Annotated in this window: 22 protein-coding genes and 1 riboswitch; of the genes, 8 read left to right on the top strand and 14 right to left on the bottom strand. The window is 69.3% G+C overall.

The features are described 5' to 3' along the window. The first annotated feature begins 179 nt into the window (after nucleotides 1-179). Entirely contained in the window at nucleotides 180-797 is a 618-nt protein-coding gene (gene pssA / locus QWJ38_RS04380; protein WP_290357815.1) for a CDP-diacylglycerol--serine O-phosphatidyltransferase, read from the top strand. 3 nt (nucleotides 798-800) lie between these two features. On the opposite strand, the gene QWJ38_RS04375 is transcribed toward pssA, so the two are convergent. Next, nucleotides 801-1,763, bottom strand: coding sequence for a DMT family transporter (locus tag QWJ38_RS04375; RefSeq protein WP_290357814.1), 963 nt, complete (start codon nucleotides 1,761-1,763; stop codon nucleotides 801-803). Between the two features lie 113 nt (nucleotides 1,764-1,876). Between QWJ38_RS04375 and QWJ38_RS04370 the strand changes: the two genes are divergently transcribed. Next, entirely contained in the window at nucleotides 1,877-2,401 is a 525-nt protein-coding gene (locus QWJ38_RS04370; RefSeq protein WP_290357813.1) for an outer membrane protein assembly factor BamE, read from the top strand. On the opposite strand, the gene QWJ38_RS04365 is transcribed toward QWJ38_RS04370, so the two are convergent. From QWJ38_RS04365 to glpD, 9 genes are all read right to left on the bottom strand, one after another. Then, nucleotides 2,402-3,184, bottom strand: coding sequence for a substrate-binding periplasmic protein (locus QWJ38_RS04365; RefSeq protein ID WP_290357812.1), 783 nt, complete (start codon nucleotides 3,182-3,184; stop codon nucleotides 2,402-2,404). It abuts the gene before it with no gap. Continuing rightward, complete coding sequence (locus tag QWJ38_RS04360; protein ID WP_290357811.1) at nucleotides 3,181-3,699, bottom strand: YgjV family protein; 519 nt, start codon at nucleotides 3,697-3,699, stop codon at nucleotides 3,181-3,183. Before QWJ38_RS04360 ends, QWJ38_RS04365 begins: the two co-directional genes overlap by 4 nt. A 296-nt stretch (nucleotides 3,700-3,995) precedes the next feature. After that, nucleotides 3,996-5,735: an ABC transporter substrate-binding protein gene (locus QWJ38_RS04355; RefSeq protein WP_290357810.1), complete on the bottom strand. Its 1,740-nt coding sequence runs from the start codon at nucleotides 5,733-5,735 to the stop codon at nucleotides 3,996-3,998. 105 nt (nucleotides 5,736-5,840) lie between these two features. Continuing rightward, nucleotides 5,841-6,149, bottom strand: a complete 309-nt coding sequence (locus tag QWJ38_RS04350; RefSeq protein ID WP_290357809.1) for a DUF2160 domain-containing protein — start codon at nucleotides 6,147-6,149, stop codon at nucleotides 5,841-5,843. A 10-nt stretch (nucleotides 6,150-6,159) separates the two neighbouring features. Beyond that, a complete protein-coding gene (locus QWJ38_RS04345) occupies nucleotides 6,160-6,975 on the bottom strand; it encodes a carbohydrate ABC transporter permease (protein ID WP_290357808.1) in 816 nt (271 codons plus the stop codon). After that, complete coding sequence (locus QWJ38_RS04340; RefSeq protein ID WP_290357807.1) at nucleotides 6,968-7,855, bottom strand: carbohydrate ABC transporter permease; 888 nt, start codon at nucleotides 7,853-7,855, stop codon at nucleotides 6,968-6,970. The genes QWJ38_RS04345 and QWJ38_RS04340 overlap by 8 nt, the downstream gene beginning before the upstream one ends. Continuing rightward, nucleotides 7,852-8,940, bottom strand: coding sequence for an ABC transporter ATP-binding protein (locus tag QWJ38_RS04335; protein ID WP_290357806.1), 1,089 nt, complete (start codon nucleotides 8,938-8,940; stop codon nucleotides 7,852-7,854). The genes QWJ38_RS04340 and QWJ38_RS04335 overlap by 4 nt, the downstream gene beginning before the upstream one ends. After that, the gene (locus QWJ38_RS04330; protein WP_290357805.1) at nucleotides 8,940-9,983 is read right to left on the bottom strand and encodes an ABC transporter ATP-binding protein; all 1,044 of its coding nucleotides are present in this window, start codon (nucleotides 9,981-9,983) and stop codon (nucleotides 8,940-8,942) included. Before QWJ38_RS04330 ends, QWJ38_RS04335 begins: the two co-directional genes overlap by 1 nt. Continuing rightward, nucleotides 9,980-11,587 carry a glycerol-3-phosphate dehydrogenase gene (gene glpD, locus QWJ38_RS04325; RefSeq protein WP_290357804.1) on the bottom strand — a complete coding sequence of 536 codons (1,608 nt, stop codon included), beginning with the start codon at nucleotides 11,585-11,587 and terminating at the stop codon, nucleotides 9,980-9,982. The genes QWJ38_RS04330 and glpD overlap by 4 nt, the downstream gene beginning before the upstream one ends. Nucleotides 11,588-11,703: 116 nt before the next feature. Here glpD and QWJ38_RS04320 point away from each other — a divergent pair, with 116 nt between their 5' ends. Continuing rightward, the gene (locus tag QWJ38_RS04320; protein WP_290357803.1) at nucleotides 11,704-12,468 is read left to right on the top strand and encodes a DeoR/GlpR family DNA-binding transcription regulator; all 765 of its coding nucleotides are present in this window, start codon (nucleotides 11,704-11,706) and stop codon (nucleotides 12,466-12,468) included. Nucleotides 12,469-12,491: 23 nt separating this feature from the next. Further along, complete coding sequence (glpK, locus tag QWJ38_RS04315) at nucleotides 12,492-13,985, top strand: glycerol kinase GlpK (RefSeq protein ID WP_290357802.1); 1,494 nt, start codon at nucleotides 12,492-12,494, stop codon at nucleotides 13,983-13,985. A 22-nt stretch (nucleotides 13,986-14,007) separates the two neighbouring features. On the opposite strand, the gene QWJ38_RS04310 is transcribed toward glpK, so the two are convergent. From QWJ38_RS04310 to QWJ38_RS04300, 3 genes are all read right to left on the bottom strand, one after another. Continuing rightward, a complete protein-coding gene (locus QWJ38_RS04310; RefSeq protein WP_290357801.1) occupies nucleotides 14,008-16,761 on the bottom strand; it encodes a TonB-dependent receptor plug domain-containing protein in 2,754 nt (917 codons plus the stop codon). 149 nt (nucleotides 16,762-16,910) lie between these two features. Further along, nucleotides 16,911-17,498: a TMEM165/GDT1 family protein gene (locus tag QWJ38_RS04305; RefSeq protein ID WP_290357800.1), complete on the bottom strand. Its 588-nt coding sequence runs from the start codon at nucleotides 17,496-17,498 to the stop codon at nucleotides 16,911-16,913. A 28-nt stretch (nucleotides 17,499-17,526) separates the two neighbouring features. After that, a riboswitch (yybP-ykoY riboswitch) is annotated at nucleotides 17,527-17,725 on the bottom strand. A gap of 4 nt (nucleotides 17,726-17,729) precedes the next feature. Next, the gene (locus QWJ38_RS04300) at nucleotides 17,730-18,185 is read right to left on the bottom strand and encodes a DUF1801 domain-containing protein (RefSeq protein ID WP_290357799.1); all 456 of its coding nucleotides are present in this window, start codon (nucleotides 18,183-18,185) and stop codon (nucleotides 17,730-17,732) included. Between the two features lie 75 nt (nucleotides 18,186-18,260). Here QWJ38_RS04300 and QWJ38_RS04295 point away from each other — a divergent pair, with 75 nt between their 5' ends. Further along, entirely contained in the window at nucleotides 18,261-18,647 is a 387-nt protein-coding gene (locus QWJ38_RS04295) for a VOC family protein (RefSeq protein WP_290357798.1), read from the top strand. 8 nt (nucleotides 18,648-18,655) lie between these two features. Continuing rightward, nucleotides 18,656-19,267, top strand: coding sequence for a DinB family protein (locus tag QWJ38_RS04290; protein WP_290357797.1), 612 nt, complete (start codon nucleotides 18,656-18,658; stop codon nucleotides 19,265-19,267). On the opposite strand, the gene QWJ38_RS04285 is transcribed toward QWJ38_RS04290, so the two are convergent. Next, nucleotides 19,165-20,523 carry an NAD(P)/FAD-dependent oxidoreductase gene (locus tag QWJ38_RS04285; protein ID WP_290357796.1) on the bottom strand — a complete coding sequence of 453 codons (1,359 nt, stop codon included), beginning with the start codon at nucleotides 20,521-20,523 and terminating at the stop codon, nucleotides 19,165-19,167. The genes QWJ38_RS04290 and QWJ38_RS04285 overlap by 103 nt on opposite strands. 49 nt (nucleotides 20,524-20,572) lie before the next feature. Here QWJ38_RS04285 and QWJ38_RS04280 point away from each other — a divergent pair, with 49 nt between their 5' ends. Beyond that, a complete protein-coding gene (locus tag QWJ38_RS04280) occupies nucleotides 20,573-21,268 on the top strand; it encodes a helix-turn-helix transcriptional regulator (RefSeq protein WP_290357795.1) in 696 nt (231 codons plus the stop codon). 7 nt (nucleotides 21,269-21,275) lie between these two features. Next, complete coding sequence (locus QWJ38_RS04275; RefSeq protein ID WP_290357794.1) at nucleotides 21,276-22,199, top strand: FUSC family protein; 924 nt, start codon at nucleotides 21,276-21,278, stop codon at nucleotides 22,197-22,199. The last annotated feature ends 4 nt before the right edge of the window (nucleotides 22,200-22,203 follow it).

Genomic DNA, 22,203 nt, shown 5'->3' with positions numbered 1-22,203 from the left:
CGACAGGTCGGCGCGGCGGCGCGAGTCCGCAGTGATCGCCCGGCCATTTGAACTCATTGCGCCGCGTTTGCGGGGCTCCGCGCCCCCCTGCCTCAGGGGATCGGCGGTGGCGATTGCGTCCGAGCCCGCCGTCGTTCAACAATTCCTCCCTATCGACGATCAGCAATTCATCGCTCGCCATGAACCGCCCCAAACCGTTTTCGATGATCCGCGAGTTCCATCTGGCCGACTGGTTCACGCTCGGCAACGCCTTTGCCGGCGTCGGGGCGCTGTTCTCGGTGATGACCTATCTGCAGGAACAGGCGATCGTCCATCTGTACTACGCCTGCTGGCTGATTCCGCTGGCCCTGATCTTCGACGTGCTCGACGGTCGCATCGCCCGCTGGCGCCAGAAAAGCTCGGCGATGGGACGCGAGCTCGATTCGCTGGCCGACGTGATCTCCTTTGGCGTCGCACCGGCGGCAATCGCCTATGGCTGCGGCATGCAGGGTCTTTACGACCGCATCGTGCTGGTCTTCTTCGTCGCCTGCGGCGTCTCGCGGCTGGCGCGCTACAACGTGACGGCGGAGAAGCTGTCCGAGGGCAGCGACAAGGTCAAGTACTTCGAGGGCACCCCGATCCCGACCTCGCTGGTGCTGGTCGCGATCCTGGGTGCCGCGGCGGCGCAGGGCGCGATCGGCGAGCGCCTGTGGGGCGGCGTTATCACGCTGGGCGGCTTCCAGCTGCATCCGCTGGTGCTGCTGTTCGCGCTGTCCGGCTCCTTGATGGTCAGCCGGATCCGCATCCCGAAGATCTGAGCCTCAGGACGGTGTCGGCTGCGGCTTGATGCGCAGCGCCCACAGAACGCCGGCCACCAGCAGCGCGATGCCCAGCAGGCTCAAGGGCTGCGGCGGACGCCCGCTCAGCACGAAGGCATAGGCCAGCGCCGACAGCGTCTCGAACACGATCAGCTGGCCGACCAGGCTGGTGGGCAGGCGCTGGCTGGCCTCGTTCCAGCACAGCGTGCCGAGCCAGGAGGCGAACAGGCCGACGGCCAGCATCAGGCCGGTGAAGGCCAGCGGCCGCGGCCCCAGCGGCAGCTCGAAGCCGGCCGGCAGCAGCCAGCGTTGCAGCAGCGTCAGCAGGGCCAGGCCAAGCAGCGCCATCGGCAGGGTGACCAGGCCCTGGGCCGTCGCCCAGACGCGCGGGCTGCGCTCGGCATGCGCGCGCAACCAGTCGGCATTGCGGATCGGATACCAGGTCCAGCAGGCGACGGCGGCGACGGCCAGCGCCGCGCCCTCGGCATAGCGGCGCAGTTCGGCGCCGCTGCGCTGCGCCTGCAGCAGCGCGGCCAGCTCGACCTGGTTGACGCAGGCGATGCCGGTTGCAATCAGCAGCAGCGAGGGCAGCAGGCGCAGCCAGGGCAGGCGGCCGTCACGGCGGTGGTCGCGCAGATTCGAGCTGATCGCGATGACGACCGGCAGGGTGCCGATGATGACGGTCGGCAGCGGCCCGCCGGCGCGCTGGATCGCCGCCGCCAGGCAGAGGTAGTAGAGGAAGTTGCCGATCGCGCTGAGCTTGCAGGCCTCGCGCCAGTCGGCGGCGGCCAGCTCGCGCAGCGCACGCCTGTCGATCAGCGCCAGCGGCAGCGCGATCAGGCCGAAGGCCAGATAGCGACCGACGGCCAGCAAGGCGGCCGGGTAGTCGGGCAGCAGCAGCGGCGCAACGAAGACCAGGCCCCACATCAGGCCGGCGGCCAGGGCAAATAAGAGTCCGAACCACATCGCCCACACTATCGCAGAGTCCGTCGCGGCTCCCGTCCGCCGCGGGCGGTTTGTGTCGGCCACGGCGCTTTGCTAAGGTAGCGGTGCATGCCTATAGCCAGGAGCGGGACATCATGGTCTTCATACGCAAACTCGATTGGCGCCTGATGCTCGCCGCGGCTGCGCTGGCGCTGTCGGCCTGCGCCAGCGACCCGGGCCGCGACCGCAGCCTGCAGCCCGGCGTCAGCGGCGAGGCCGAGGTGCTGAGCCGTTTTGGCAAGCCGGTCCAGGTCTGGGACGACGGCGGCGGCGCGCGCACGCTGGAATATTCCTCGCAACCGTTCGGCCAGACCTGCTACATGATCCATATCGGCGCCGACGGCAAGCTGATCGGCATCGAGGACACCCTGCTCTACGCCAGCCGCTTCGCGATCACGCCCGGCATGACGCAGGAGCAGGTCAGCCGCCGGCTCGGCAAGGAACGGCGCCGCGTCAGCTATTCGCTCAGCGGCGAGGAGGTCTGGGACTGGAACGTCGAGCCCGACCAGACCGGCAGCAGCTATCTGCTGCGCTTCAATGTGCACTTCAAGAACGGCGTCGTCGTGCGCCTGAGCCAGAGCATGGTGTTTCCGGACCGGATGGGCTTCGGCCGCGATTGACTAGGCCTGCACGCCATAGCGACGGAAGACCTCGCCGTATTCGGGCCCCTGCTTGAAGCGCCGCAGCGCCCGGCTGAAGTCCGGCAGCATCGGCAGATGGGCCGAGGCCCGGCTGACAAGCAGCTGGAAATGTGCCTGGTCCATGCGGTTCGGCAGCATGCGGATCTCGTCGCCGCCGGTCAGTCGCCGCAGGCTGTACTGCATGGTCAGCGCGTTCTCGATCATCAAGTCGCCGCGCCGCGCGACCAGCATCTTCAGCGAGCTCTGGAAATCATTGCCCCACAGCACATTGAAGCCGCCCAGCCGTTCGCGCGCCCAGCCATTGGCCGCATAGGACAGCACCGAAGGCTGCAGCTCGCGCAGCTCGGCCAGATCGCGGGCGGCGCTGAAGGCGGCCAGGCGTGGATGGTCGGCACGCACGAACACGGTGGTCGGCGCGGTCACCACCGGCTCCTCGGCCGCCTGCGCATACGCGAGCCGCGCCGGCGTCGCGATCGTGCAGATCGCATCGCGCTCGCCGCGCTGCACCAGCGCCTGCGCGCGCGGCCAGGGGAAGCCCTCGTGGCTGCGCGGCAGACCGAGCCGGCGGTGGATCACCTCGTCCAGCACGTCGACGAGGATGCCCTTGATGGCGCCGGCCTCGGTGAAGCTCAAGGGACTGTAGGTTTCGAAATAGGCAATGCGGAACGGCGGTGCCGTTTCGGCGCGTGCCTCAAGAGTTAAGGCCGCGCCCAGCGCCCAGGCCGCTGCCGTCTTGATCGCATCGCGCCGCTGACCGTTCATTGCTTCACCAGCATAGAGCCCCGCCCCATGCGCCAGATCGTCCAGCCATTGACGCCGGCCGCCACCAGCTCCAGCAAGCTGCCGCCGACCGAGCCGACGCAGAGATTATTGAGCACCCACAGCAAGGTGCCCAGCAGCATCAAGAGTCGCATCCGCAGGCCCTTCAGCAGGAACAGCGCCGTCGTGCCGATGCAGGACGCCGCGATCGGCAGCAGCGACACCCAGCCGCTCGCCAGCCAGGCGCCCAGGCCCAGACTCAGGCCGACGAAGAACAGCGCCACCCAGGGCGAACGGCTGCGCATCGCGGCCAGCGAGCGCCCCAGCGAGACCAGATTGCTGGCCACCGCCGTGGGCTGGCCAAGCAGCCAGAAATGCAGCACATAGCTCAGGCATTCCAGCGCCATGAAGGTCTTGAAGCGGCGGTCGTCGGTCTGCAGAAAGCAGCCAACGCCGAAGATCAGCGCCAGATAGCCGAGCAGTTGGGCCGGCGACAGCAGTTCTTGAACGAGGGGCATGGACAGGATGAGCACGAGGGCCGCTATTGTGGCCGCCCGAGGCGGCCTGGGACCCGTGCTTCGTGTGCCGCGCATTAGGCGGGCATGGCAGCCGCGTAGAGATCAGCGGAAGCTCACCCCCGCCGGCCGCTGACGCCAGGCTCGATCAGCTTCAATCACCGACCAGCGTCTGCTCCGAGGTCAAGAGAATGGTGTCCGGCACCATCGCCCGCCGAGCGAGGCGCGCGCCCAACCAGACGCGCAGACAAAGAACCGCGCCTAAAAGGCGCGGCCTCTATAGGCAGGCTTCGCGCCGCTCAGCGCACCCGCCCCTCCTTCCAGGCATTGAGCAGCTTGTCATAGGCGATCGTCTCGCCCTTGGGCTTTTCGTTGGCGAGCTTCGCCCAGGGCGCGCCCTTGTCGGACAGCCACTTCTTCGCGTCCTCCTTCTTGTTCAGCTTGGGCGCGCAACGCGCCATGCCGGCGCGCTCCAGCCGGGCCAGCACCTGGTCCATTTCCTCGGCCAGGCTGTCCATTGCCGCCTGCGGCGTCTTCTCGCCGGTCACCGCCTGGGCCACGTTCTTCCACCACAGCTGGGCCAGCTTCGGGTAGTCGGGCACATTGGTGCCGGTCGGCGTCCAGGCGACGCGCGCCGGGCTGCGGTAGAACTCGACCAGGCCGCCGAGCTTGGGCGCCAGATCGGTCATCGCCTTCGAGCGGATGTCGCTCTCGCGGATCGGCGTCAGGCCGACGATGGTCTTCTTCAGGCTCGTGGTCTTGGCGGTGACGAACTGCGCGTAGAGCCAGGCGGCGGCGACCTTGTTCGGGTCGTGGTCCTTGAAGAAGGTCCACGAGCCGACGTCCTGGTAGCCGTTCTGCATGCCCTGCTTCCAGTAGGGGCCGTTCGGGCCCGGCGCCATCCGCCACTTGGGCGTGCCGTCGGCGTTGACGACCGGCAGACCCGGCTTGGTCATGTCGGCGGTGAAGGCCGTGTACCAGAAGATCTGCTGCGCGATCTGGCCCTGGGCCGGCACCGGGCCGGCCTCGCCGAAGGTCATGCCGGTGGCTTCCTTGGGCGCGTACTTCTTCATCCAGTCGACATACTTGGTCAGCGCGTAAACGGCGGCCGGCGAGTTGGTCGCGCCGCCGCGGCTGACCGAGGCGCCGACCGGCGTGCACTTGTCGTCGGCGACGCGGATGCCCCATTCGTCGACCGGCATGCCGTTCGGGATGCCCTTGTCGGCCGTGCCGGCCATCGACAGCCAGGCATCGGTGAAGCGCCAGCCCAGGCTCGGATCCTTCTTGCCGTAGTCCATATGGCCGTAGATGGGCTTGCCGTCGATGGTCTTCACGTCGACGCTGAAGAACTCGGCGATATCCTCGTAGGCGCTCCAGTTCAATGGCACGCCGAGCTCGTAGCCGTACTTGGCCTTGAACTTGTCCTGCAGGTCCTTGCGCGCGAACAGGTCGGCGCGGAACCAATAGAGATTGGCGAACTGCTGATCGGGCAGCTGGTAGAGCTTGCCGTCCGGCGCCGTCGTGAAGCTGGTGCCGATGAAGTCCTTGACGTCCAGGCCGGGGTTGGTGAACTCCTTGCCGGCGCCGTTCATATAGTCGGTCAGCGCGAGGATCTTGCCGTAGCGGTAATGCGTGCCGATCAGGTCCGAATCGCTGATCCAGCCGTCGTAGATCGACTTGCCCGACTGCATCGAGGTCTGCAGCTTCTCGACGACATCGCCCTCCTGGATCAGGTCGTGCTTGACCGTGATGCCGGTGATCTCGCCGAAGGCCTTGGCCAGCGTCTTGCTCTCGTACTCGTGCGTCGTGATCGTCTCGGAGACGACCGAGATTTCCTTGACGCCCTTGGCCTGCAACTTCTTGGCCGCCTCGATGAACCACTTCATCTCGGCCATCTGCTGGTCCTTGCTGAGCGTCGAGGGCTGGAACTCGCTGTCCACCCATTTCTTGGCCTCGGCCTCGCCGGCCCGGGCCGTCTGGCCCGCCAGCAGCAGCATCGAGGCCAGGGCCAGCGGCGTGTAGCGCAGATAACTCGTCATCGCTTGTCTCCTTGTCGTACCCCCCAGCAGGTCGTCGGCGGATCACGCGGCCCCGGGGAGCTTCTGGGCCGGATCGGTCAGTAAACTGTTCTCTGTTTCGTGGGCTCAGCCCTTGCGCATCAGCAGGGCCAGCACGGCCATCGAGATCGCGAAGCTGATCCAGACGCTGGGCTCGACGTCCAGCTGCAGCCACTCCATCAGCCGGCCCGACAGGCCGACGAAGGCGAGGTTGATATAGGCGGCCACGAGCAGGCCGATGAACAGCCGGTCGCCGCGCGTCGTCGCGATCGGCAGCCAGCCCTTGCGCAAGGTCGTCGGCGACCTCAACTCCCACAGCGTCATGCCGATCAGCATCAGCACGATGCACGCGAAGAACACGGCCACCGGCGTCGTCCAGGACATCCAATCGAACATCGCGGCGCTCCTAAACGCGTCCCATCGCGAAGCCCTTCGCGATGTAGTGGCGCACGAACCAGATCACGACGGCACCGGGCACGATGGTCAGGGTGCCGGCGGCGGCCAGGGTCGCCCAGTCCATGCCGGAGGCACTGACCGTGCGCGTCATCGTCGCGACGATGGGCTTGGCATTGACGCTGGTCAGGGTGCGGGCCAGCAGCAGCTCGACCCAGCTGAACATGAAGCAGAAGAAGGCCGTCACGCCGACCCCTGCCTTGATCAGTGGCAGGAAGATGGCGACGAAGAAGCGCGGGAAGGAATAGCCATCGATATAGGCGGTCTCGTCGATCTCGCGCGGCACGCCGCTCATGAAGCCCTCGAGGATCCAGACCGCCAGCGGCACATTGAACAGCAGATGCGCCAGCGCGACGGCGATGTGCGTGTCCATCAGGCCCAGCGTCGTGTAGAGCTGGAAGAAGGGCAGGAGGAAGACCGCCGGCGGCGTCATCCGGTTGGTCAGCAGCCAGAAGAACACATGCTTGTCGCCCAGGAAGGAATAGCGGCTGAAGGCATAGGCGGCCGGCAGGGCGACCAGCACCGAGATCAGCGTGTTGATGCCCACATAGATCAGGCTATTGATATAGCCCGAGTACCAGGCCGGGTCGGTGAAGATGGTGCGGTAGTTGTCCCAGGTCCAGTGCTGCGGCAGGAAGCTGAAGCTGGACAGGATCTCCTGGTTGGTCCGGAAGCTCATATTGACCATCCAGTAGATCGGCAGCAGCGCGAACAGCAGATAGGCGATCAGAAAGATCGTCCGCTTCCTGAAGCGCCGGGTCTCATCCATGGCTGGCCTCCTTCTCGCTCTGCCCCAGCGCCTGCATCCAGTTGTAGAGGATGAAGCAGAGCAGCAGGATGATCAGGAAATAGATCAGCGAGAAGGCGGCGGCCGGGCCGAGGTCGAACTGGCCGACCGCCTTCTGCGTCAGGTACTGGCTGAGGAAGGTCGTCGCATTGCCGGGCCCGCCGCCGGTCAGCACGAAGGGCTCGGTGTAGATCATGAAGCTGTCCATGAAGCGCAGCAGCACCGCGATCATCAGTACGCCGCGCATCTTGGGCAGCTGGATGTAGCGAAACACGGCGAACTTGCTCGCGCCGTCGATGCGCGCCGCCTGGTAATAGGCATCGGGGATCGCGCGCAGGCCCGCATAGGCCAGCAGCGCGACCAGCGGCGTCCAGTGCCAGACATCCATCACCAGAACGGTCAGCCAGGCATCGGTGGCGTTGCCGGTGTAGTTGTAGTCGACGCCCAGCGCCTGCAGCGCCGCGCCGAGCAGGCCGATGTCGGCGCGGCCGTAGATCTGCCAGATCGTGCCGACGACGTTCCACGGAATCAGCAGGGACAGCGCGACGATGACCAGCACCAGAGAGGCGCGCCAGCCCTGCGCCGGCATGGACAGCGCCAGCGCGATGCCCAGCGGGATCTCGATCGCCAGCACGGCAAAGGAGAAGCCCAGCTGCCGCCACAGCGCCGCATGCAGCTCCTCGTCGCGCATCACGCTGGCGAACCATTCGGTGCCGACGAAGACGCGGCGCTCCGGCGAGATGATGTCCTGCACCGAGTAGTTGACGACCGTCATCAGCGGCAGGATGGCCGAGAAGGCGACGCACAGGATCACCGGCAGCACCAGCAGCCAGGCCTTCTGGTTCAGCGGCTTGGCCGTCATCGCAGCAGCTCCTCGTTCTCGCCATAGAAGCAGGTATGCGGGCCCAGCACCTGCAGCCAGACCGCCTCGCCGGGGGCCGGCGGCCGCGCGCCGGCCGGCAGGCGCAGCTTGAGCAGCTGCTCGCTGCCGCCCTCGCCGACGCTGGCGCCGATCAGCCAGAAGGTGCCGATGTCCTGCACCCGCCGCACGGTGGCGCGCAGCGCGCCGGGCCCGGCCTCGCCGCGCAGCTCCACATATTCGGGCCGCACGCCCAGCGTGAAGCGCTCGGGCAGCGCCGGCCCCGGCGGCAGGGCCAGGCCTTGCCCGGCCACCTCGATCCCCTCGCCGGCGCGGCGGCCGGGCAGGAAGTTCATGCCCGGCGAGCCGATGAACAGGCCGACGAAGCGGTGCTGCGGCCGCTCGAACAGCGCATCGGCCGAACCGGTCTGCACCGCCCGGCCCTGGCTCATCACGACCGTCTGCTCGGCGAAGGTCAGCGCCTCCACCTGGTCATGGGTCACGTAGATCAGGGTCAGCTTCAGTTCCTGGTGGATCTGCTTGAGCTTGCGGCGCAGCTGCCATTTCAGATGCGGGTCGATCACCGTCAGCGGCTCGTCGAACAGCACCGCCGACACGTCCTCGCGCACCAGGCCGCGGCCCAGCGAGATCTTCTGCTTGGCGTCGGCAGCGAGGTTGGCCGCGCGCTGCTGCAGCTGGCCGCTGAGCTCCAGCATCTCGGCGATGCGCCCGACGCGCTGGCGGATGCGCTCGGCCGGCAGGCCGCGGTTCTTCAGCGGAAAGGCCAGGTTCTCGGCCACCGTCATCGTGTCGTAGATGACCGGGAACTGAAACACCTGGGCGATATTGCGCGCCTGCGGCGACAGCGCGGTGACGTCGCGGCCGTCGAAGGACACCGTCCCCTGCGAGGGCCGCAGCAGGCCCGAGATCAGGTTGAGCATCGTCGTCTTGCCGCAACCCGAGGGGCCCAAGAGGGCATAGGCGCCGCCGTCGTCGAAGCTCATCGCCAGCGGCAGCAGCGCATAGTCGCTGTCCTGCCGCGGATCGGCCTTGTAGGAATGCGCCAGGCGCAGCTCGATGCGGGCCATCAGCCGGCCCTCCGCAGCGCCGGGGCGAGCAACAGCCGGCCCTGGGCATCGAAGGCATAGGCCTCGGCCGGGTCCAGATGCAGCTCGATCGCGGCGCCGAGCTCGAAGTAATGGACGCCGGCCAGCTGGGCCACCAGCGGGCCGACCGCGCTGGCCACATGGACGAAGCTGTCCGAGCCCGAAATCTCCGACAGCTCGACCCGCCCCGCGATCGCCAGATCGCCGGGCCGCGCCTGCGGCCGCAGCGCATGCGCGCGCAGGCCCAGCGTCGCGGCGGCGGCGGGCAGCGAGGGCAGCGGCAAGGCCCCGGCCGGCAGCAGGTTCATCGGCGGATCGCTGAAGGCACGCGCGACGCGCAGCGAGGCCGGCCGGTGGAAGACCTCGGCCGTCGGCCCGTATTGCAAGAGTTCGCCCGCATCGAGCACGGCCGTCCAGCCGCCCAGCAGCAGCGCCTCGGCCGGCTCGGTCGTCGCATAGACGACGGTGGCCTCGCCGCCGGCAAACATCTCGCCGAGCTCCTCGCGCAGCTGCTCGCGCAGCTTGTAGTCCAGGTTCACCAGCGGCTCGTCCAGCAGCATCAGCGGCGCGTTCTTGGCCAGCGCGCGGGCCAGCGCGACGCGCTGCTGCTGGCCGCCCGAGAGCTGGGCCGGCAGCTTGTCCAGATGCGGCTCGATATGCAGGCGCTCGGCCAGCTGCTGCACGCGCTGGCGCAGCGCCGGGCCGGCCAGGCTGCCGCGCAGGCGCAGCGGCGAAGCGATGTTGTCGAACACGGTCATCGACGGGTAGTTGATGAACTGCTGGTAGACCATCGCGACATCGCGCCGGCGCACCGGCCAGCCGGTCACGTCGACGCCATCGACCTGGATCTGGCCGCCGCTGGGCCGGTCCAGCCCGGCCATCAGACGCAGGAGGCTGGTCTTGCCGGCCTGCGTCGCACCGAGCAGCACCGTCACCGCGCCCGGCTGCGGCTCCAGCGTCAGCGGATACAGATGCTGCTGCGCGCCGACGCGCTGGCTGACGCCCTGCAGACTGAGGCGCGTCATGATGATCGCTCCGCCGCGATCCAGCGCGCCACCGCCGCGCGCTGCGCCGCGTCGTAATGCAGGCCCAGCTTGGAGCGCCGCCACAGCGCGTCGTCGGCCTCGCGGACCAGCTCCTCGCGCATCAGATAGCGCAGCTCCGCCTCGTAAAGCCCCGGCGCCAGCTGCGCCCCCAGATCGGCCAGCGAGTGCGCCGCGCCGAGCAGGCGGCCGATGCGGCTGCCATAGGCGCGCGCCAGCCGCCGCGCCAGCGCCGGCGGCAGCCAGTCATGGCGCGCCTGGACCGCCTCGACCAGGCGCTCGAAGTCCTGGTCGGGCCGCCCGCTCGAACCGTTCGCGCCCAGCCATTCGCTCAGGTCGCCGCCGGGCAGCCGGGAACCCTCGGTCCAGGCCTGGCGCTTGTCGCCCAGCATCGCGCCGACCAGGTCGGCCGCGTCCTCGGCCAGCTTGCGAAAGGTCGTGATCTTGCCGCCCCAGACGCTCAGCAGCGGCGCGCCGCCATCGTCCTCATGCGTCTCGAGCAGGTAGTCGCGGGTGACGGCCGAGGGGTCGCCGGCCGCATCGTCCAGCAGCGGCCGCACGCCGGCATAGCTCCAGACCACGTCGCCGCTTCGCACCGGCCGCACGAAGTAACGGCTGGCCTGCTCGCACAGGTAGTCGATCTCCTCGTCGTCGATCTGCGCTTTCGACAGGCCGGCCAGCGCTTCGGGCGGCAGTTCGATGTCGGTGGTGCCGATCAGGGTGTAGTCGCCCTCGTAGGGGATGGCAAAGATGATGCGCTTGTCCGGGTTCTGGAAGATATAGGCGTGGTCGTGCTGGAAGCAGCGCTTGACGACGATATGGCTGCCCTTGACCAGGCGCAGGCTCTTGGTCGCCAGCGCCTCGCCGCGCGCCGGCCGCGCGACCCCGCGCAGGAAGGACTCGGCCCAGGGCCCGGCCGCGTTGACCAGCGCGCGGGCGCGCACCCGGCGCTCGCCGCCAGCGGTCGCGATCGTCGCCGTCCAGCCCTCGCCGTCCTGAGCCGAATGGCGCTGCGCCGCCACCACCTCGCTGCGCGTCAGCAGCTCGGCGCCCTTGTCGCGCGCATCGAGCGCGTTCAGGACCACCAGGCGCGCATCGTCGACCCAGCCGTCCGAATAGACAAAGCCGCGCGTGTAGCGCTCCTTCAGCGGCTCGCCCAGCGGCGAGGCGCGCAGGTCGACGCCGTTGGAGCCCGGCAGCACCTCGCGCCGCGCCAGATGGTCGTAGAGGAAGAGGCCGATGCGCACCATCCAGGCCGGCCGCATCGCCGCATCGTGCGGCATCACGAAGCGCAGCGGCCGGATGATGTGCGGCGCGCTCTTCAAGAGCACCTCGCGCTCCTGCAGCGCCTTGCGCACCAGCGAGAACTCGTAGTACTCCAGATAGCGCAGGCCGCCATGGATTAGCTTGGTCGAGGCCGAGGAGGTGTGCGAGGCCAGGTCGTCGCGCTCGGCCAGCAGCACCTTCCAGCCGCGCCCGGCCAGGTCGCGCGCGATGCCGGCGCCATTGATGCCACCGCCGACGACCAGCACGTCGACATGGTCGCGTTCGCTCAGTGGCGCGGCGGTGGCGTTGGGCGGCAGCAAGGCAGGCGTCTCCAGAAAGCGAATACGCAGCGCGATCTTTTTAGCGCGTTTCGGCGCGTTTATAGCAAGGGTTAACCCGTTGTCATTTTCGTTTTCATTCGCTTTAGTCTCGCCGCATGATCCCGAACCCGCGTCAGAACGAGCTGCTGCAGGAGGTGCGCGTGCGCGGCTCGGTCAGCGTCGAGGCGCTGGCCGAGCAGTTCGGCGTCACCCTGCAGACGGTGCGCCGCGATGTGCAGCGCCTGGCCGAGGCGGGCCTGGTGGCGCGCTTCCATGGCGGCGTGCGCGTGCCGGCCTCGACCACCGAGAACATCGCCTACCGCCAGCGCCAGGCGCTGCAGGCCGAGGGCAAGGCGCGCATCGCCCGCGCGATCGCCGCGCGCGTGCCGGCCGGCTGCTCGCTGATCCTCAATCTGGGCACGACCACCGAGGCGGTCGCCCGCGAGCTGCTGCACCACAAGGGCCTGCGGGTGATCACCAACAATCTCAACGTCGCGATGATCCTGGCCGACAACCCGGACTGCGAGCTGGTGATGGTGGGCGGCGTCGTGCGCTCGCGCGACCGCGGCGTCGTAGGCGAGGCGGCGGTCGACTTCATCCGCCAGTTCAAGGTCGACATCGGCCTGATCGGCATCTCGGGCATCGAGGAGGATGGCTCGCTGCGCGACTTCGACTACCGCGAGGTGATGGTGGCGCGAACCATCATCGAGCATTCGCGCGAGGTCTGGCTGGTCGCCGACCACACGAAGTTCAACCGCCCGGCGATGGCCGAGGTCGCCCGCCTGCCGCAGATCGACCGGCTGATCACCGATGCCGTGCCGCCGCCGCCCTTCGGTGCGCTGCTGGCCGAGGCGGGTGTGGAACTCGTCGTCGCAGAATAGAAGCGCGACCACGGAGACACGCGATGACCTATCTGCTCGCCCTTGACCAGGGCACCTCCAGTTCCCGCTCCATCGTCTTCGATGCCGAGGGCCGCATCGTCGCGATGGCGCAGCGCGAGTTCCGCCAGCTCTATCCGCAGCCGGGCTGGGTCGAGCACGACGCGATGGAGATCTGGCAGAGCCAGCTGGCCACCGCGCAGGAGGCGCTGGCGAAAGCGAATCTGCAGGCCGCCGACATCCGGGCGCTGGGCATCACCAACCAGCGCGAGACGACGGTGGTCTGGAACCGCAAGACCGGCCAGCCCATCCACCATGCGATCGTCTGGCAGGACCGGCGCGCCGAACCGGCCTGCGCGGCGCTGCGCGAGCAAGGCCTGGCCCCGCTGGTGCAGCGCAAGACCGGCCTGGTCATCGACGCCTATTTCTCAGGCAGCAAACTGAAGTGGATCCTCGACCATGTCGCCGGCGCGCGCGAGCAGGCCGCGCGGGGCGAGCTCGCCTTCGGCACCATCGATAGCTGGCTGGTCTGGCGGCTGACCAAGGGCGCGGTCCATGCGACCGATGTCAGCAATGCCTCGCGCACCATGCTGTTCAATGTGCGCGAGAACCGCTGGGACGAGGAGCTGCTGGCCGCGCTGGACATCCCGGCCGCGATCCTGCCGGCCGTTCATCCGTCCGCCCACGACTACGGCCGCGTCGCGGCCGAGCACCTGGGCGGCGCGATCGCCATCGGCGGCATCGCCGGCGACCAGCAGGCCGCGCTGTTCGGCCAGGCCTGCTTCAAGGCCGGCATGGCCAAGAACACCTATGGCACCGGCTGCTTCATGCTGATGCACACCGGCGCGCACTTCCAGAGCTCGGCCAACGGCCTGATCACGACCAGCGCGGCGCAGCCCAGCGCCACGCCGGAGTTCGCCCTGGAGGGCAGCGTCTTCATCGGCGGCGCCGTCGTGCAATGGCTGCGCGACGGCCTGCAGGCCATCCATGCCAGCGGCGAGATCGAGGCGCTGGCGCGCAGCGTGCCCGATGCCGGCGGCGTGATGTTCGTGCCGGCCTTCACCGGCCTCGGCGCGCCCTATTGGGACGCGCAGGCGCGCGGCACCATCACCGGCCTGACGCGCGGCTCGACAGTCGCCCATATCGCCCGCGCGGCGCTGGAGTCGATCGCCTTCCAGAGCGCCGCGCTCTTGCAGGCGATGAGCCGCGATGCGCTGGCCGCCGGCGGCGCGGCGGTCAGCGAGCTGCGCGTCGACGGCGGCGCCTGCGTCAACAACCTCTTGATGCAGTTCCAGGCCGATCTCCTGGGCATCCCGGTCGTGCGGCCGCAGGTGATCGAGACCACGGCGCTGGGCGCCGCCTGCCTGGCGGGCCTGGGCTGCGGCGTCTACAGCGGCGTCGAGGAGCTGGCCCGCATCTGGCGCGCCGAGCGCGTCTTCCATCCGACCCTGCCGCGCGAGCGCGCCGAGGCGCTGATGGCGGACTGGGAGCGCGCGGTGCGGCAGGCCACCGCGCGCTGATCATCGCCAGGGAACCTGCCGCCTACTTGAACTGGTAGGTGGCGGTCACGTACCAGAAACGGTCGCGCGGATCGACGAAGGAGCCGGCGAAACCGGTCGCGTGCGAGCCATAGCTCGACACGGCCGTGAACGGCGCTGCCTGGTCGAAGAGATTGCGCGCGCCGAGCCGCAGGGTCAGACCCTTCAAGGCCTTCCAGCTGACCGAGGCATTCCAGCGGCTGCTGTCCTTGACCTTGTGCTCCTGGGCCACGCCGACGTTCGCCTCGACCAGGCCGGCCGATTCGGTCCAGCCCTTGACATAGACGTTCTCCAGCGCGAACACCCAGTCGCCGAAGCCGTAGTCGAAGCCCAGCGTGTGCTGCCAGGTCGGCACCGGCTGCACATTGGCGCCGTCGCCGGCCGTGCCCTCGTAGCTGGTGAAGGGCTCGCCCTTGCCGTTCTGCTGCTTGCGGTCGAACACATAGGTGCCGGTGAAGCTGGCGCCCAGGCGCCCGCCGCCGAGCGGCCAGTTGCCGCGCACCTCGAGGTCCAGGCCCGAGGTCTTCAGGTCGCCGAGGTTCTCGACCGGCGTCTCGATATAGCTGATGAAGCCGTTGGCCAGCCGGTGGATGCGGCTCTTGTACTTCTCGTACAGCACCGGGTCGGCCATGATCGCGTCGCCGCCTATGGTGCCGATCTGGTCGGTCTTCTCGATATACCAGTAGTCCAGCGAGGCGGTCACATTGCGCGAGGGCTCGACGACGATGCCGGCGGTGGACTGGCGCGACTTCTCCGGCTTCAGGTTGGGGTCCGAGGACAGGCGCACATTGAACTGCGTCTCGCAGCGCGGATCGCCCTCGAAGCCGGCCGGGCAGTCCGGGTCGACCAGCGAGTTGGCCGTGTTGGTGAAGGCGGTCGGGCTGTTGACGTCCCACAGCGTCGGCGCGCGGAAGCCCGTGCCCACGCTGCCGCGCAGCAGCACTTCCTTGGTCGGCTGGAAGCGCAGCGAGGCCTGCGGATTGAAGGTGCCGCCGAAGTCGCTGTACTTGTCGTAGCGCGCCGCCAGGGTCGCCTCCCAGCCCTTGGCGAAGGGCATCGACAGCTCGCCGAATACCGCATAGATATTGCGCGAGGCGACGGTGCGCGGCACCGAGCCCTCGCCGCCGATATGCAGTCCGGCCTCGTAGTCGGCGTTGACCGGGATGTCCTCGGCCTTCTCGCGGCGCAGGTCGGCGCCGATCGCGATGGCCATATTGCCGCCGGCCATCGCCATCAGCTCCTTGCTGATCTTGCCGTCCCAGGCGATCGTCGTGCTCTTGGACTCGCGCATCCGGCCTTCCATGCGGGCCGCATCGAGCAGGGCGATGCCGGCGGCGTCGTTGGGCCCGAAGGGGTTGACGTTGCCCGTCGCCAGGGCGGCGATGTAGCGGCCCTCGTGCAGGTAGTTGAAGTAGTCCAGCGAGCCCTTGGCCTGCGCCAGATTGATGGCGGTGTCGTAGTCCCAGCCGGACACCAGGCCGGTGGCGCCGACGGCCAGGCGCATCTGGTCGTTGGTGTTCTCGTTGGTGCGCGGACCCACATCGACCGAACGGGTGGCGATCTCGGTGAAGCCATTGCCCAGGGAGTTGAAATCGGCCGGCGTGTAGCCGAGGCTGCTCAGCAGCGCGCTGGGGAAGTACTTGCTGGTGATCGGCAGGGCAAAGGACGGGTAGGTGCCGTCGGGCTTCACATGGCCGGCGGTCGAGTCGATCGGCACGGCGGCCGTGCGGCCGATGCTGTGGTTGCGCGCGAAAGAGGCCTCGACGAAGAGCTGGTGCTCGGCGTTCAGCGCGACGTTCAGGCGGCCGAACAGATCGTACTTGGTCGAGTCCGGCAGGTTCTCCTGCGCGGCCGGGTAGATGTACCGGCAGCGCATCTTCGTCGTGCCGTTCGGCGTCGTCTGGCCCGTCAGCGTCTGGATGACGTTGTAATTGGGGTCGCAGGGTGCGAAGGCGGCGCCGGCATTGGCAAAGGCACCCGGCGTGATGTTGAAGTCGACCAGGCGGCCAGGGAAGGAGCGGCCCGAGGTCGGGGGATCGGAGCCGGGCACTTCCTCGGCATTGCGCAGGTAGAGCTTCTGCTCCAGCGCGCTGATCTTGGTCAGCTTCCTGAAGTTGCCGGTCAGCAGCAGGTTGTAGCGGTCGGCCGAGAGGTCGCCCATGCCGAAGGCGATCGAGGCGCCGGTCTCGCGGCCGCCGATGCCGTCCTCGGTATCGCCATAGCGCGCGGTGATCTCGCCGTTGCGGTAGTCCTTGCGGGTGATGAAGTTGATCACGCCGGCGACCGCATCGGTGCCATAGATCGCCGAGGCGCCGTCGCGCAGCACCTCGATGCGCTCGATCGCCGCGAAGGGGATGCTGTTCAGGTCGACGGCGATATTGCCGCCGATCGAGCCGAAGGGGTGGTTGGCCAGGCGGCGGCCGTTCAAGAGCACCAGGGTCGAATTGGCGCCGAGACCGCGCAGATTGGCATTGCTGGTCGCGTAGCCGGCGCCCTGCGTGCTGTCCGAGACCATGGCGGAGCTGGCCGAGACGCGGCGCAGGATGTCCTCGACATTGACGGCGCCGCTGCGCTCGATCTGTTCGCGCGTGATCACCGAGACCGGCAGCGCCGTCTCGGCGTCCAGGCGCTTGATCGAGGTGCCGGTGACGGTGACGCGCTGCAGGGTCTCCTGCGCCAGCGCCGGCGTGCCGGCCAGCATCGCCAGGCCGCCGAAGGCCAGCGTCAGCGCCGTGCCGAGGGTCGATGTCTTGTGCATGGTGAGCCTCCTTGTGCGGGGTGTCTGCGGCCATCTTTCGACGCCGCATGCGCCCAAGTCGACTCTGGGTAAACCCTCGCAGTTGCGCCCCGGCATCGCCGCGGCGCCGCTGTCACCTTTGACACTTGCGCTCGGTTTTTGCGCCTCGCTCAGAAGCCCAGACGCGCGCCGGCGCCAAGCAGGGTGGCCAGGCCCAGGGCCGCGAAAATCGCCGCCGCCACCCCGTGCACCAGGCGCAGCGGGATGCGACCGGCAAGCCGCTCGCCGATCAGCACCGCGGGTACGTTCGCGATCATCATGCCCAGCGTCGTGCCGGCCACAACGGCCGCAAAAGCATCGAAACGGGCCGCCAGCGCTACGGTGGCGATCTGGGTCTTGTCACCCATCTCGGCGATGAAGAAGGTCACGATGGTCGTGCCCAGCACGCCCAGGCGGCGCCAGCGGCCCTGCGCCTGGACCTCCTCGTCGTCGATCTGGTCCGGCACCAAGGTCCAGGCCGCCATCGCCAGAAAGCCCAGGCCCAGCACCCAGCGCAGGGTCTGCGGGCTCACCATCGAGCTGACCCAGGCGCCGAAAGCGCCGGCGCCGGCATGGTTGACGATGGTGGCGATGAAGATGCCGGCGCAGATCGGCCAGGGCTTGCGAAAGCGCGCCGCCAGCAAAAAGGCCAGCAGCTGCGTCTTGTCGCCGATTTCGGCCAGCGCGACGAGGCCGGTGGAGACGAGGAAGGCTTCCATGATTTCTTCTGACGCGGCCGGCAAGAACAAGAACCGATGACCACGCACACGCCGGCCGCGAAGCAGGTGTGGGTGGTCAAAGGTCTTGCCAGGCGCCGATGGACAGCGGCTTGCGCTCCATCGGTACTGCCCGCGCCATGATCGAAGACCGATCAAGTGTGTTGACGCGGGCCCGCGCGAAGGCCTGATGGCCTCTCGTGCGGCGGCTACTCCCCAGTGACGGACCGCATTTTAACCCGGGCCGCCGTGGCGGCCCCGCAGCGCGGCGATCGAGCCGGCGATCAGCGCCTGCAGCACGCCGGCATCGAGCTCGGCCAGGCGCTTGAAGTAGAGGCAGGACTTGCCCATCCGGTAGCTGCCCAGCCGGGCCAGCAGCGCCTGTTGCGCCTCGCCCTCGGCGTCCAGATAGACGACGGTCTCGCGCCCGCGCAGCGCGAAGCCGACCAGGCACATCTCGCCGCTGCGCCCGCTCTCGTAGACGTAGCGGTAGCGGCCGTAGCCGACGATGCTGGGGCCCCACATCAGCGGAGGCTCGCCCGTCAGCCGGGCCAGCATTTCCATCAGCGCCGCGCAGTCCGCCCGCTGCGCCTCGCTGGCGCGCGCGGCGATATAAGCCTCGACAGGGGCGTCGTTGGCCCGGGTCTTGTTTTCTGCCATCGCCCACAGCTCCAGCCGATCTGCTGCCATCTTGCCTTGCTGCCAGCACGCTGTCAGCAGACCACGCGGAGCATCGGCCCATCCGGAACCCGAGGAGCGCTCGCCATGCAATTCGCCTACACCATCGTCTACGTCGCCGACGTCGCCGGCTCGCTGGCCTTCTACGAGGCGGCCTTCGGCCTGCAGCGCGCCTTCCTGCACGAGTCCGGCGCCTATGGCGAGCTGGCGACCGGCGCAACCAAGCTGGCCTTCGTCGACCATGCGACCGCGCGCGACAGCGTCGGTCTCGACTATGTGGTCGCCGCCGACAGCGCGGCGCCGCTGGGCATGGAGATCGGCCTCGCCACGGCCGACGTGCCGGCCGCCTTTGCGCGCGCCGTCCGGGCCGGCGCGACCCCGCTGGCCGAGCCCGTCACCAAGCCCTGGGGCCAGACGGTGGCCTATGTGCGCTGCCCCGATGGCAGCCTGGTCGAGTTGTGCACGCCGATGTGAGGGCGGCGATGCCTGCGCTGGCCCACCATCTGCTGACCCAGGCCTACAACAATGCCTGGGCCAACCACCGCCTGCTGGGCGCCTGCGCGCAGCTGAGCGCCGCCGACTTCGGCGCGCCGCGGGTCGGCTTCTTTCCCTCGCTGCGCGCGACGCTCAACCACATCCTGACGGTGGACTGCTTCTATCTCGGCGCGCTGGAGCGCGAGCTGCGCGGCGAGGCGCCGGATCCGCAGGCTTACGAGGATTGCTTCGCGGTCGATCAGCCCTTCCAGGACTGCGCCGGCCTGGCCGCCGCGCAGCGGGAAGCGGACCGCCGGCTGCTCGCCTATTGCGCCGCCCAGCGCAGCGATGCCGAGCTGCAGCGACCGGTGACGGTGCTGCGGCCCGGCGGGCGGGTGCAGGTGGACACGCGCTTGCGCCTGCTGGCGCATCTGTTCCAGCACCAGATCCACCACCGCGGCCAGGTCCACGCGATGCTGGCCGGCACGCCACTCGCGCCGCCTCAGCTGGACGAGTTCTACTGCGCCGGCGAGGCCTCGCTGCGGGCGGCCGACTTCGCGGCGCTGGGCTGGACCGAGGCGGCGATCTGGGGCGCCGGCTCCGACACCACGCGCGCATAGCGCTGGAAGCTCCAGTAGGCCCAGGCCCAGTCCATCAGCACGACCAGGCGGTTGCGGAAGCCGATCAGGAAGTAGATGTGGACGAAGAGCCAGAACAGCCAGGCGAAGTAGCCGCTGAAGCGCAGGCGCCCCACATCGGCAACCGCGGCCTTGCGGCCTATGGTCGCCAGCGCGCCATAGTCGATGTAGCGGAACGGCGCCGGCTCGGGCCGGCCGGCCAGGCGGGCGACGAGGGTTCGCGCCGCGTGCCGGCCCATCTGCTTGGCGCCGGGGCTCACGCCGGGCACCGGGCGGCTGCTGCCGTCGGGCTCCAGGCTTTGCGCCGCGGCCAGATCGCCGACGACGAAGATCTCCGCATGGCCGGGCACGTTAAGCCGGCCATCGACGATCACGCGGCCGGCGCGATCGAGCGGCACCTCCAGCGTGCGGCCCAGCGGCGAGGCGGCGACGCCGGCGGCCCAGACCACGGTGCGCGCGGCAATGCGCTCGCGCCGGCCGTCGGTGTTCTCCAGCTCCACCCCCTCGGCATCGATCGCGACCACGCGCGCCTCGCAGCGCACCTGCACGCCCAGGCCCTCCAGCTGCGCCTGGGCCCGGGCCGAGAGCTCGGGCTTGAAGGCCTGCAGCACCCGCGCCGAGCCCTCCAGCAGCAGCACCTGGGCGCGGCTCGGGTCGATGCGGCGGAACTCGTTCTTCAGAGTGTGGCGGGCGATCTCGGCCAAGGTGCCCGCCATCTCGACACCGGTCGGGCCGGCTCCGATGACGACGAAGTTCAGCCAGGGCCGGCGCTCCTCCTCGCGCTGCAGCAGCTCCGCCTGCTCGAAGGCCAGCAGCACCTTGGCGCGCAGCTTGAACGCGTCGGCCAGGGTCTTCAGCCCCGGCGCATGCTCGGCCCAGTCCTCGCGGCCGAAATAGCTGTGCGTGGCGCCGGTGGCCACGATCAGCTGGTCGTAGTGCAGTGCCTGGCCGTCCGCCAGGCGCACGCAGCGCGCCGCCTTGTCGATGCGCTCGACCTCGGCCATCAGCACGGTGACATTGCGCTGCTTGCGCAGCATGTGCCGGATCGGCGCGGCGATCGAGGGCGCCGACAGGCCGGCGGTGGCGACCTGGTAGAGCAGCGGCTGGAACAGATGGTGGTTGCTGCGGTCGATCAGGGTGATGCGGACCGGGGCGCGGGCCAGGCTGCGGGCGGCCTCCAGGCCGCCGAAGCCGCAACCGATGATCAGGACATGGGGAAGATCGCTGGCGGTTTGCATCGGACCATTGTGGCCGAGCCCCGCGCGCGCTGCCGCACAATGCTCAGCCATGCGCCGCGCCGACCGCCTGTTCCAGCTCGTCCAGTTGATCCGTGGACGCCGTCTGTCCACCGCCGAGTTCCTGGCCCAGCGCCTGGAGGTGTCGGCGCGCACCGTCTATCGCGATGTGGCGGCGCTGCAGCAGCAGGGCGTGCCGATCGAGGGCGAGGCCGGCGTCGGCTACCGGATGCGGGCCGGCTTTGACCTGCCGCCGCTGATGTTCACCAAGGACGAGGCCCAGGCCCTGGTCGCCGCGGTGCGGCTGGCCCAGCCGCAGCTGGACCGGGCGCTGGGCGCGCAGGCCGAGGGCGCGCTGTCCAAGATCCTGGCCGTGCTGCCGCCGGCCGCGCGCGCCGCCGCCGAGAGCCTGCCGATCTATGCGCCGCTGGGCGGCATGACGCCGCAGATGAGCGAGCGCATGGTGCAGCTGCGCGAGGCGACCGAGAGCCGCCACAAGCTGCGCCTGCAGTATCTGGACCTGAACGAGGTGCCGACCGAGCGCGTGGTGCGTCCGCTGGCCTGCTTCTTCTGGGGCCCGGTCTGGACCATGGCCGCCTGGTGCGAGCTGCGCAGCGACTTTCGCAGCTTCCGCGTCGACCGTATCCAGGCGCTGGCGCTGCTGGACGAGCGCTTCCGCGACGAGCCCGGCAAGACCCTGGCCGATATGAACCGCGCGATGGCCGAGCGCGAGGCCGCGTCGAATTGAGGCGCCGATGCCGCGCCGGCTAGGCTGGAAATGGCCGCGCGACAGCGCGCTGCTGTACTGCGCCAAGGTCGCCGCGGCGACGCTGCTGGGCTATCTGCTGGCCGTGGGCGAGGCCTGGTACGCGGTCTACGCCGCCTTCAGCGCCGCGCTGATCGTCGGCCCCAGCCGCGGCGAGGACACCGGCGGCGCGGCCAACCGCGTGCGCGGCAGCCTGGCCGGCATGCTGATCGGCGTGCTGTTCAGCCATCTGGGCGTGCCGCCGGCGCTGTCGGTGGCGCTGAGCATCGGCACGGTCGCCTATCTGTGCATGGGCATGAGCTGGGGCATCCCGGCCGTGCGCGTCGGCGCCTCGCTGGCGGCGGTGACGGTGCTGACGCATCGCGGCGATGCGCTGGACTATCTGGCGATGCGCGCGCTCAACACGCTGATCGGCATCGCCGCCGGCCTGGCGGTCAGCTATCTGCTGCTGCCGGTCGGCGGCCAGGCCGCGCTGGCGCGCAGCCTCGAGCGTGCGCTGGCCGCCGTCGAACGCCTGCTGACGGCGCTGGTCCGGTCCGCGCCGCCGCCGGATGAGGACGACTACCTGGCCGTCATCGAGGCGCTGGCCGATCTGGAGAAGGTCGTGCGCGACGCCGACAAGGAGATCGGCGGCGACCCCGGCGCACTGCGCAACACCGCCCGCATGGCCGCGCTGGCCTGCGCCGGCGCGCTGAGCGCGGCGCTGGCGCATCGGGAGCTGCTCGAATCGATGGGGCCGGCGCAGGCCGCCCTGCACTGCGGGCGGGCGGCCGAGCTGGCCCGGCGCGCCGGCGGCAAGGCAGCGCTGCCGCCGTCCGGCGAAGAGCCGGAACCGGCCGATCAGGCGGCGCTGCAGGCCTTCGCGCTGGCCCTGCGCAAGATCGACGAGGCGCTGCGGGCGCTGGGCCGTTAGGCCC

The organism is Roseateles violae (assembly GCF_030410485.1).
In the GTDB taxonomy this organism is placed as follows: Bacteria; Pseudomonadota; Gammaproteobacteria; order Burkholderiales; family Burkholderiaceae_C; genus Roseateles_D; species Roseateles_D violae.
Note: the sequence above shows the minus strand (reverse complement) of the source record. Positions and strands in the feature narration are given on the sequence as shown.

Coding starts and splice junctions, on each gene's coding strand:
- pssA (WP_290357815.1), top strand. CDS start 180: ATGAACCGCCCCAAACCGTTTTCGATGATCCGCGAGTTCCATCTGGCC.
- QWJ38_RS04375 (WP_290357814.1), bottom strand. CDS start 1,763: ATGTGGTTCGGACTCTTATTTGCCCTGGCCGCCGGCCTGATGTGGGGC.
- QWJ38_RS04370 (WP_290357813.1), top strand. CDS start 1,877: ATGGTCTTCATACGCAAACTCGATTGGCGCCTGATGCTCGCCGCGGCT.
- QWJ38_RS04365 (WP_290357812.1), bottom strand. CDS start 3,184: ATGAACGGTCAGCGGCGCGATGCGATCAAGACGGCAGCGGCCTGGGCG.
- QWJ38_RS04360 (WP_290357811.1), bottom strand. CDS start 3,699: ATGCCCCTCGTTCAAGAACTGCTGTCGCCGGCCCAACTGCTCGGCTAT.
- QWJ38_RS04355 (WP_290357810.1), bottom strand. CDS start 5,735: ATGACGAGTTATCTGCGCTACACGCCGCTGGCCCTGGCCTCGATGCTG.
- QWJ38_RS04350 (WP_290357809.1), bottom strand. CDS start 6,149: ATGTTCGATTGGATGTCCTGGACGACGCCGGTGGCCGTGTTCTTCGCG.
- QWJ38_RS04345 (WP_290357808.1), bottom strand. CDS start 6,975: ATGGATGAGACCCGGCGCTTCAGGAAGCGGACGATCTTTCTGATCGCC.
- QWJ38_RS04340 (WP_290357807.1), bottom strand. CDS start 7,855: ATGACGGCCAAGCCGCTGAACCAGAAGGCCTGGCTGCTGGTGCTGCCG.
- QWJ38_RS04335 (WP_290357806.1), bottom strand. CDS start 8,940: ATGGCCCGCATCGAGCTGCGCCTGGCGCATTCCTACAAGGCCGATCCG.
- QWJ38_RS04330 (WP_290357805.1), bottom strand. CDS start 9,983: ATGACGCGCCTCAGTCTGCAGGGCGTCAGCCAGCGCGTCGGCGCGCAG.
- QWJ38_RS04320 (WP_290357803.1), top strand. CDS start 11,704: ATGATCCCGAACCCGCGTCAGAACGAGCTGCTGCAGGAGGTGCGCGTG.
- glpK (WP_290357802.1), top strand. CDS start 12,492: ATGACCTATCTGCTCGCCCTTGACCAGGGCACCTCCAGTTCCCGCTCC.
- QWJ38_RS04310 (WP_290357801.1), bottom strand. CDS start 16,761: ATGCACAAGACATCGACCCTCGGCACGGCGCTGACGCTGGCCTTCGGC.
- QWJ38_RS04305 (WP_290357800.1), bottom strand. CDS start 17,498: ATGGAAGCCTTCCTCGTCTCCACCGGCCTCGTCGCGCTGGCCGAAATC.
- QWJ38_RS04300 (WP_290357799.1), bottom strand. CDS start 18,185: ATGGCAGCAGATCGGCTGGAGCTGTGGGCGATGGCAGAAAACAAGACC.
- QWJ38_RS04295 (WP_290357798.1), top strand. CDS start 18,261: ATGCAATTCGCCTACACCATCGTCTACGTCGCCGACGTCGCCGGCTCG.
- QWJ38_RS04290 (WP_290357797.1), top strand. CDS start 18,656: ATGCCTGCGCTGGCCCACCATCTGCTGACCCAGGCCTACAACAATGCC.
- QWJ38_RS04285 (WP_290357796.1), bottom strand. CDS start 20,523: ATGCAAACCGCCAGCGATCTTCCCCATGTCCTGATCATCGGTTGCGGC.
- QWJ38_RS04280 (WP_290357795.1), top strand. CDS start 20,573: ATGCGCCGCGCCGACCGCCTGTTCCAGCTCGTCCAGTTGATCCGTGGA.
- QWJ38_RS04275 (WP_290357794.1), top strand. CDS start 21,276: ATGCCGCGCCGGCTAGGCTGGAAATGGCCGCGCGACAGCGCGCTGCTG.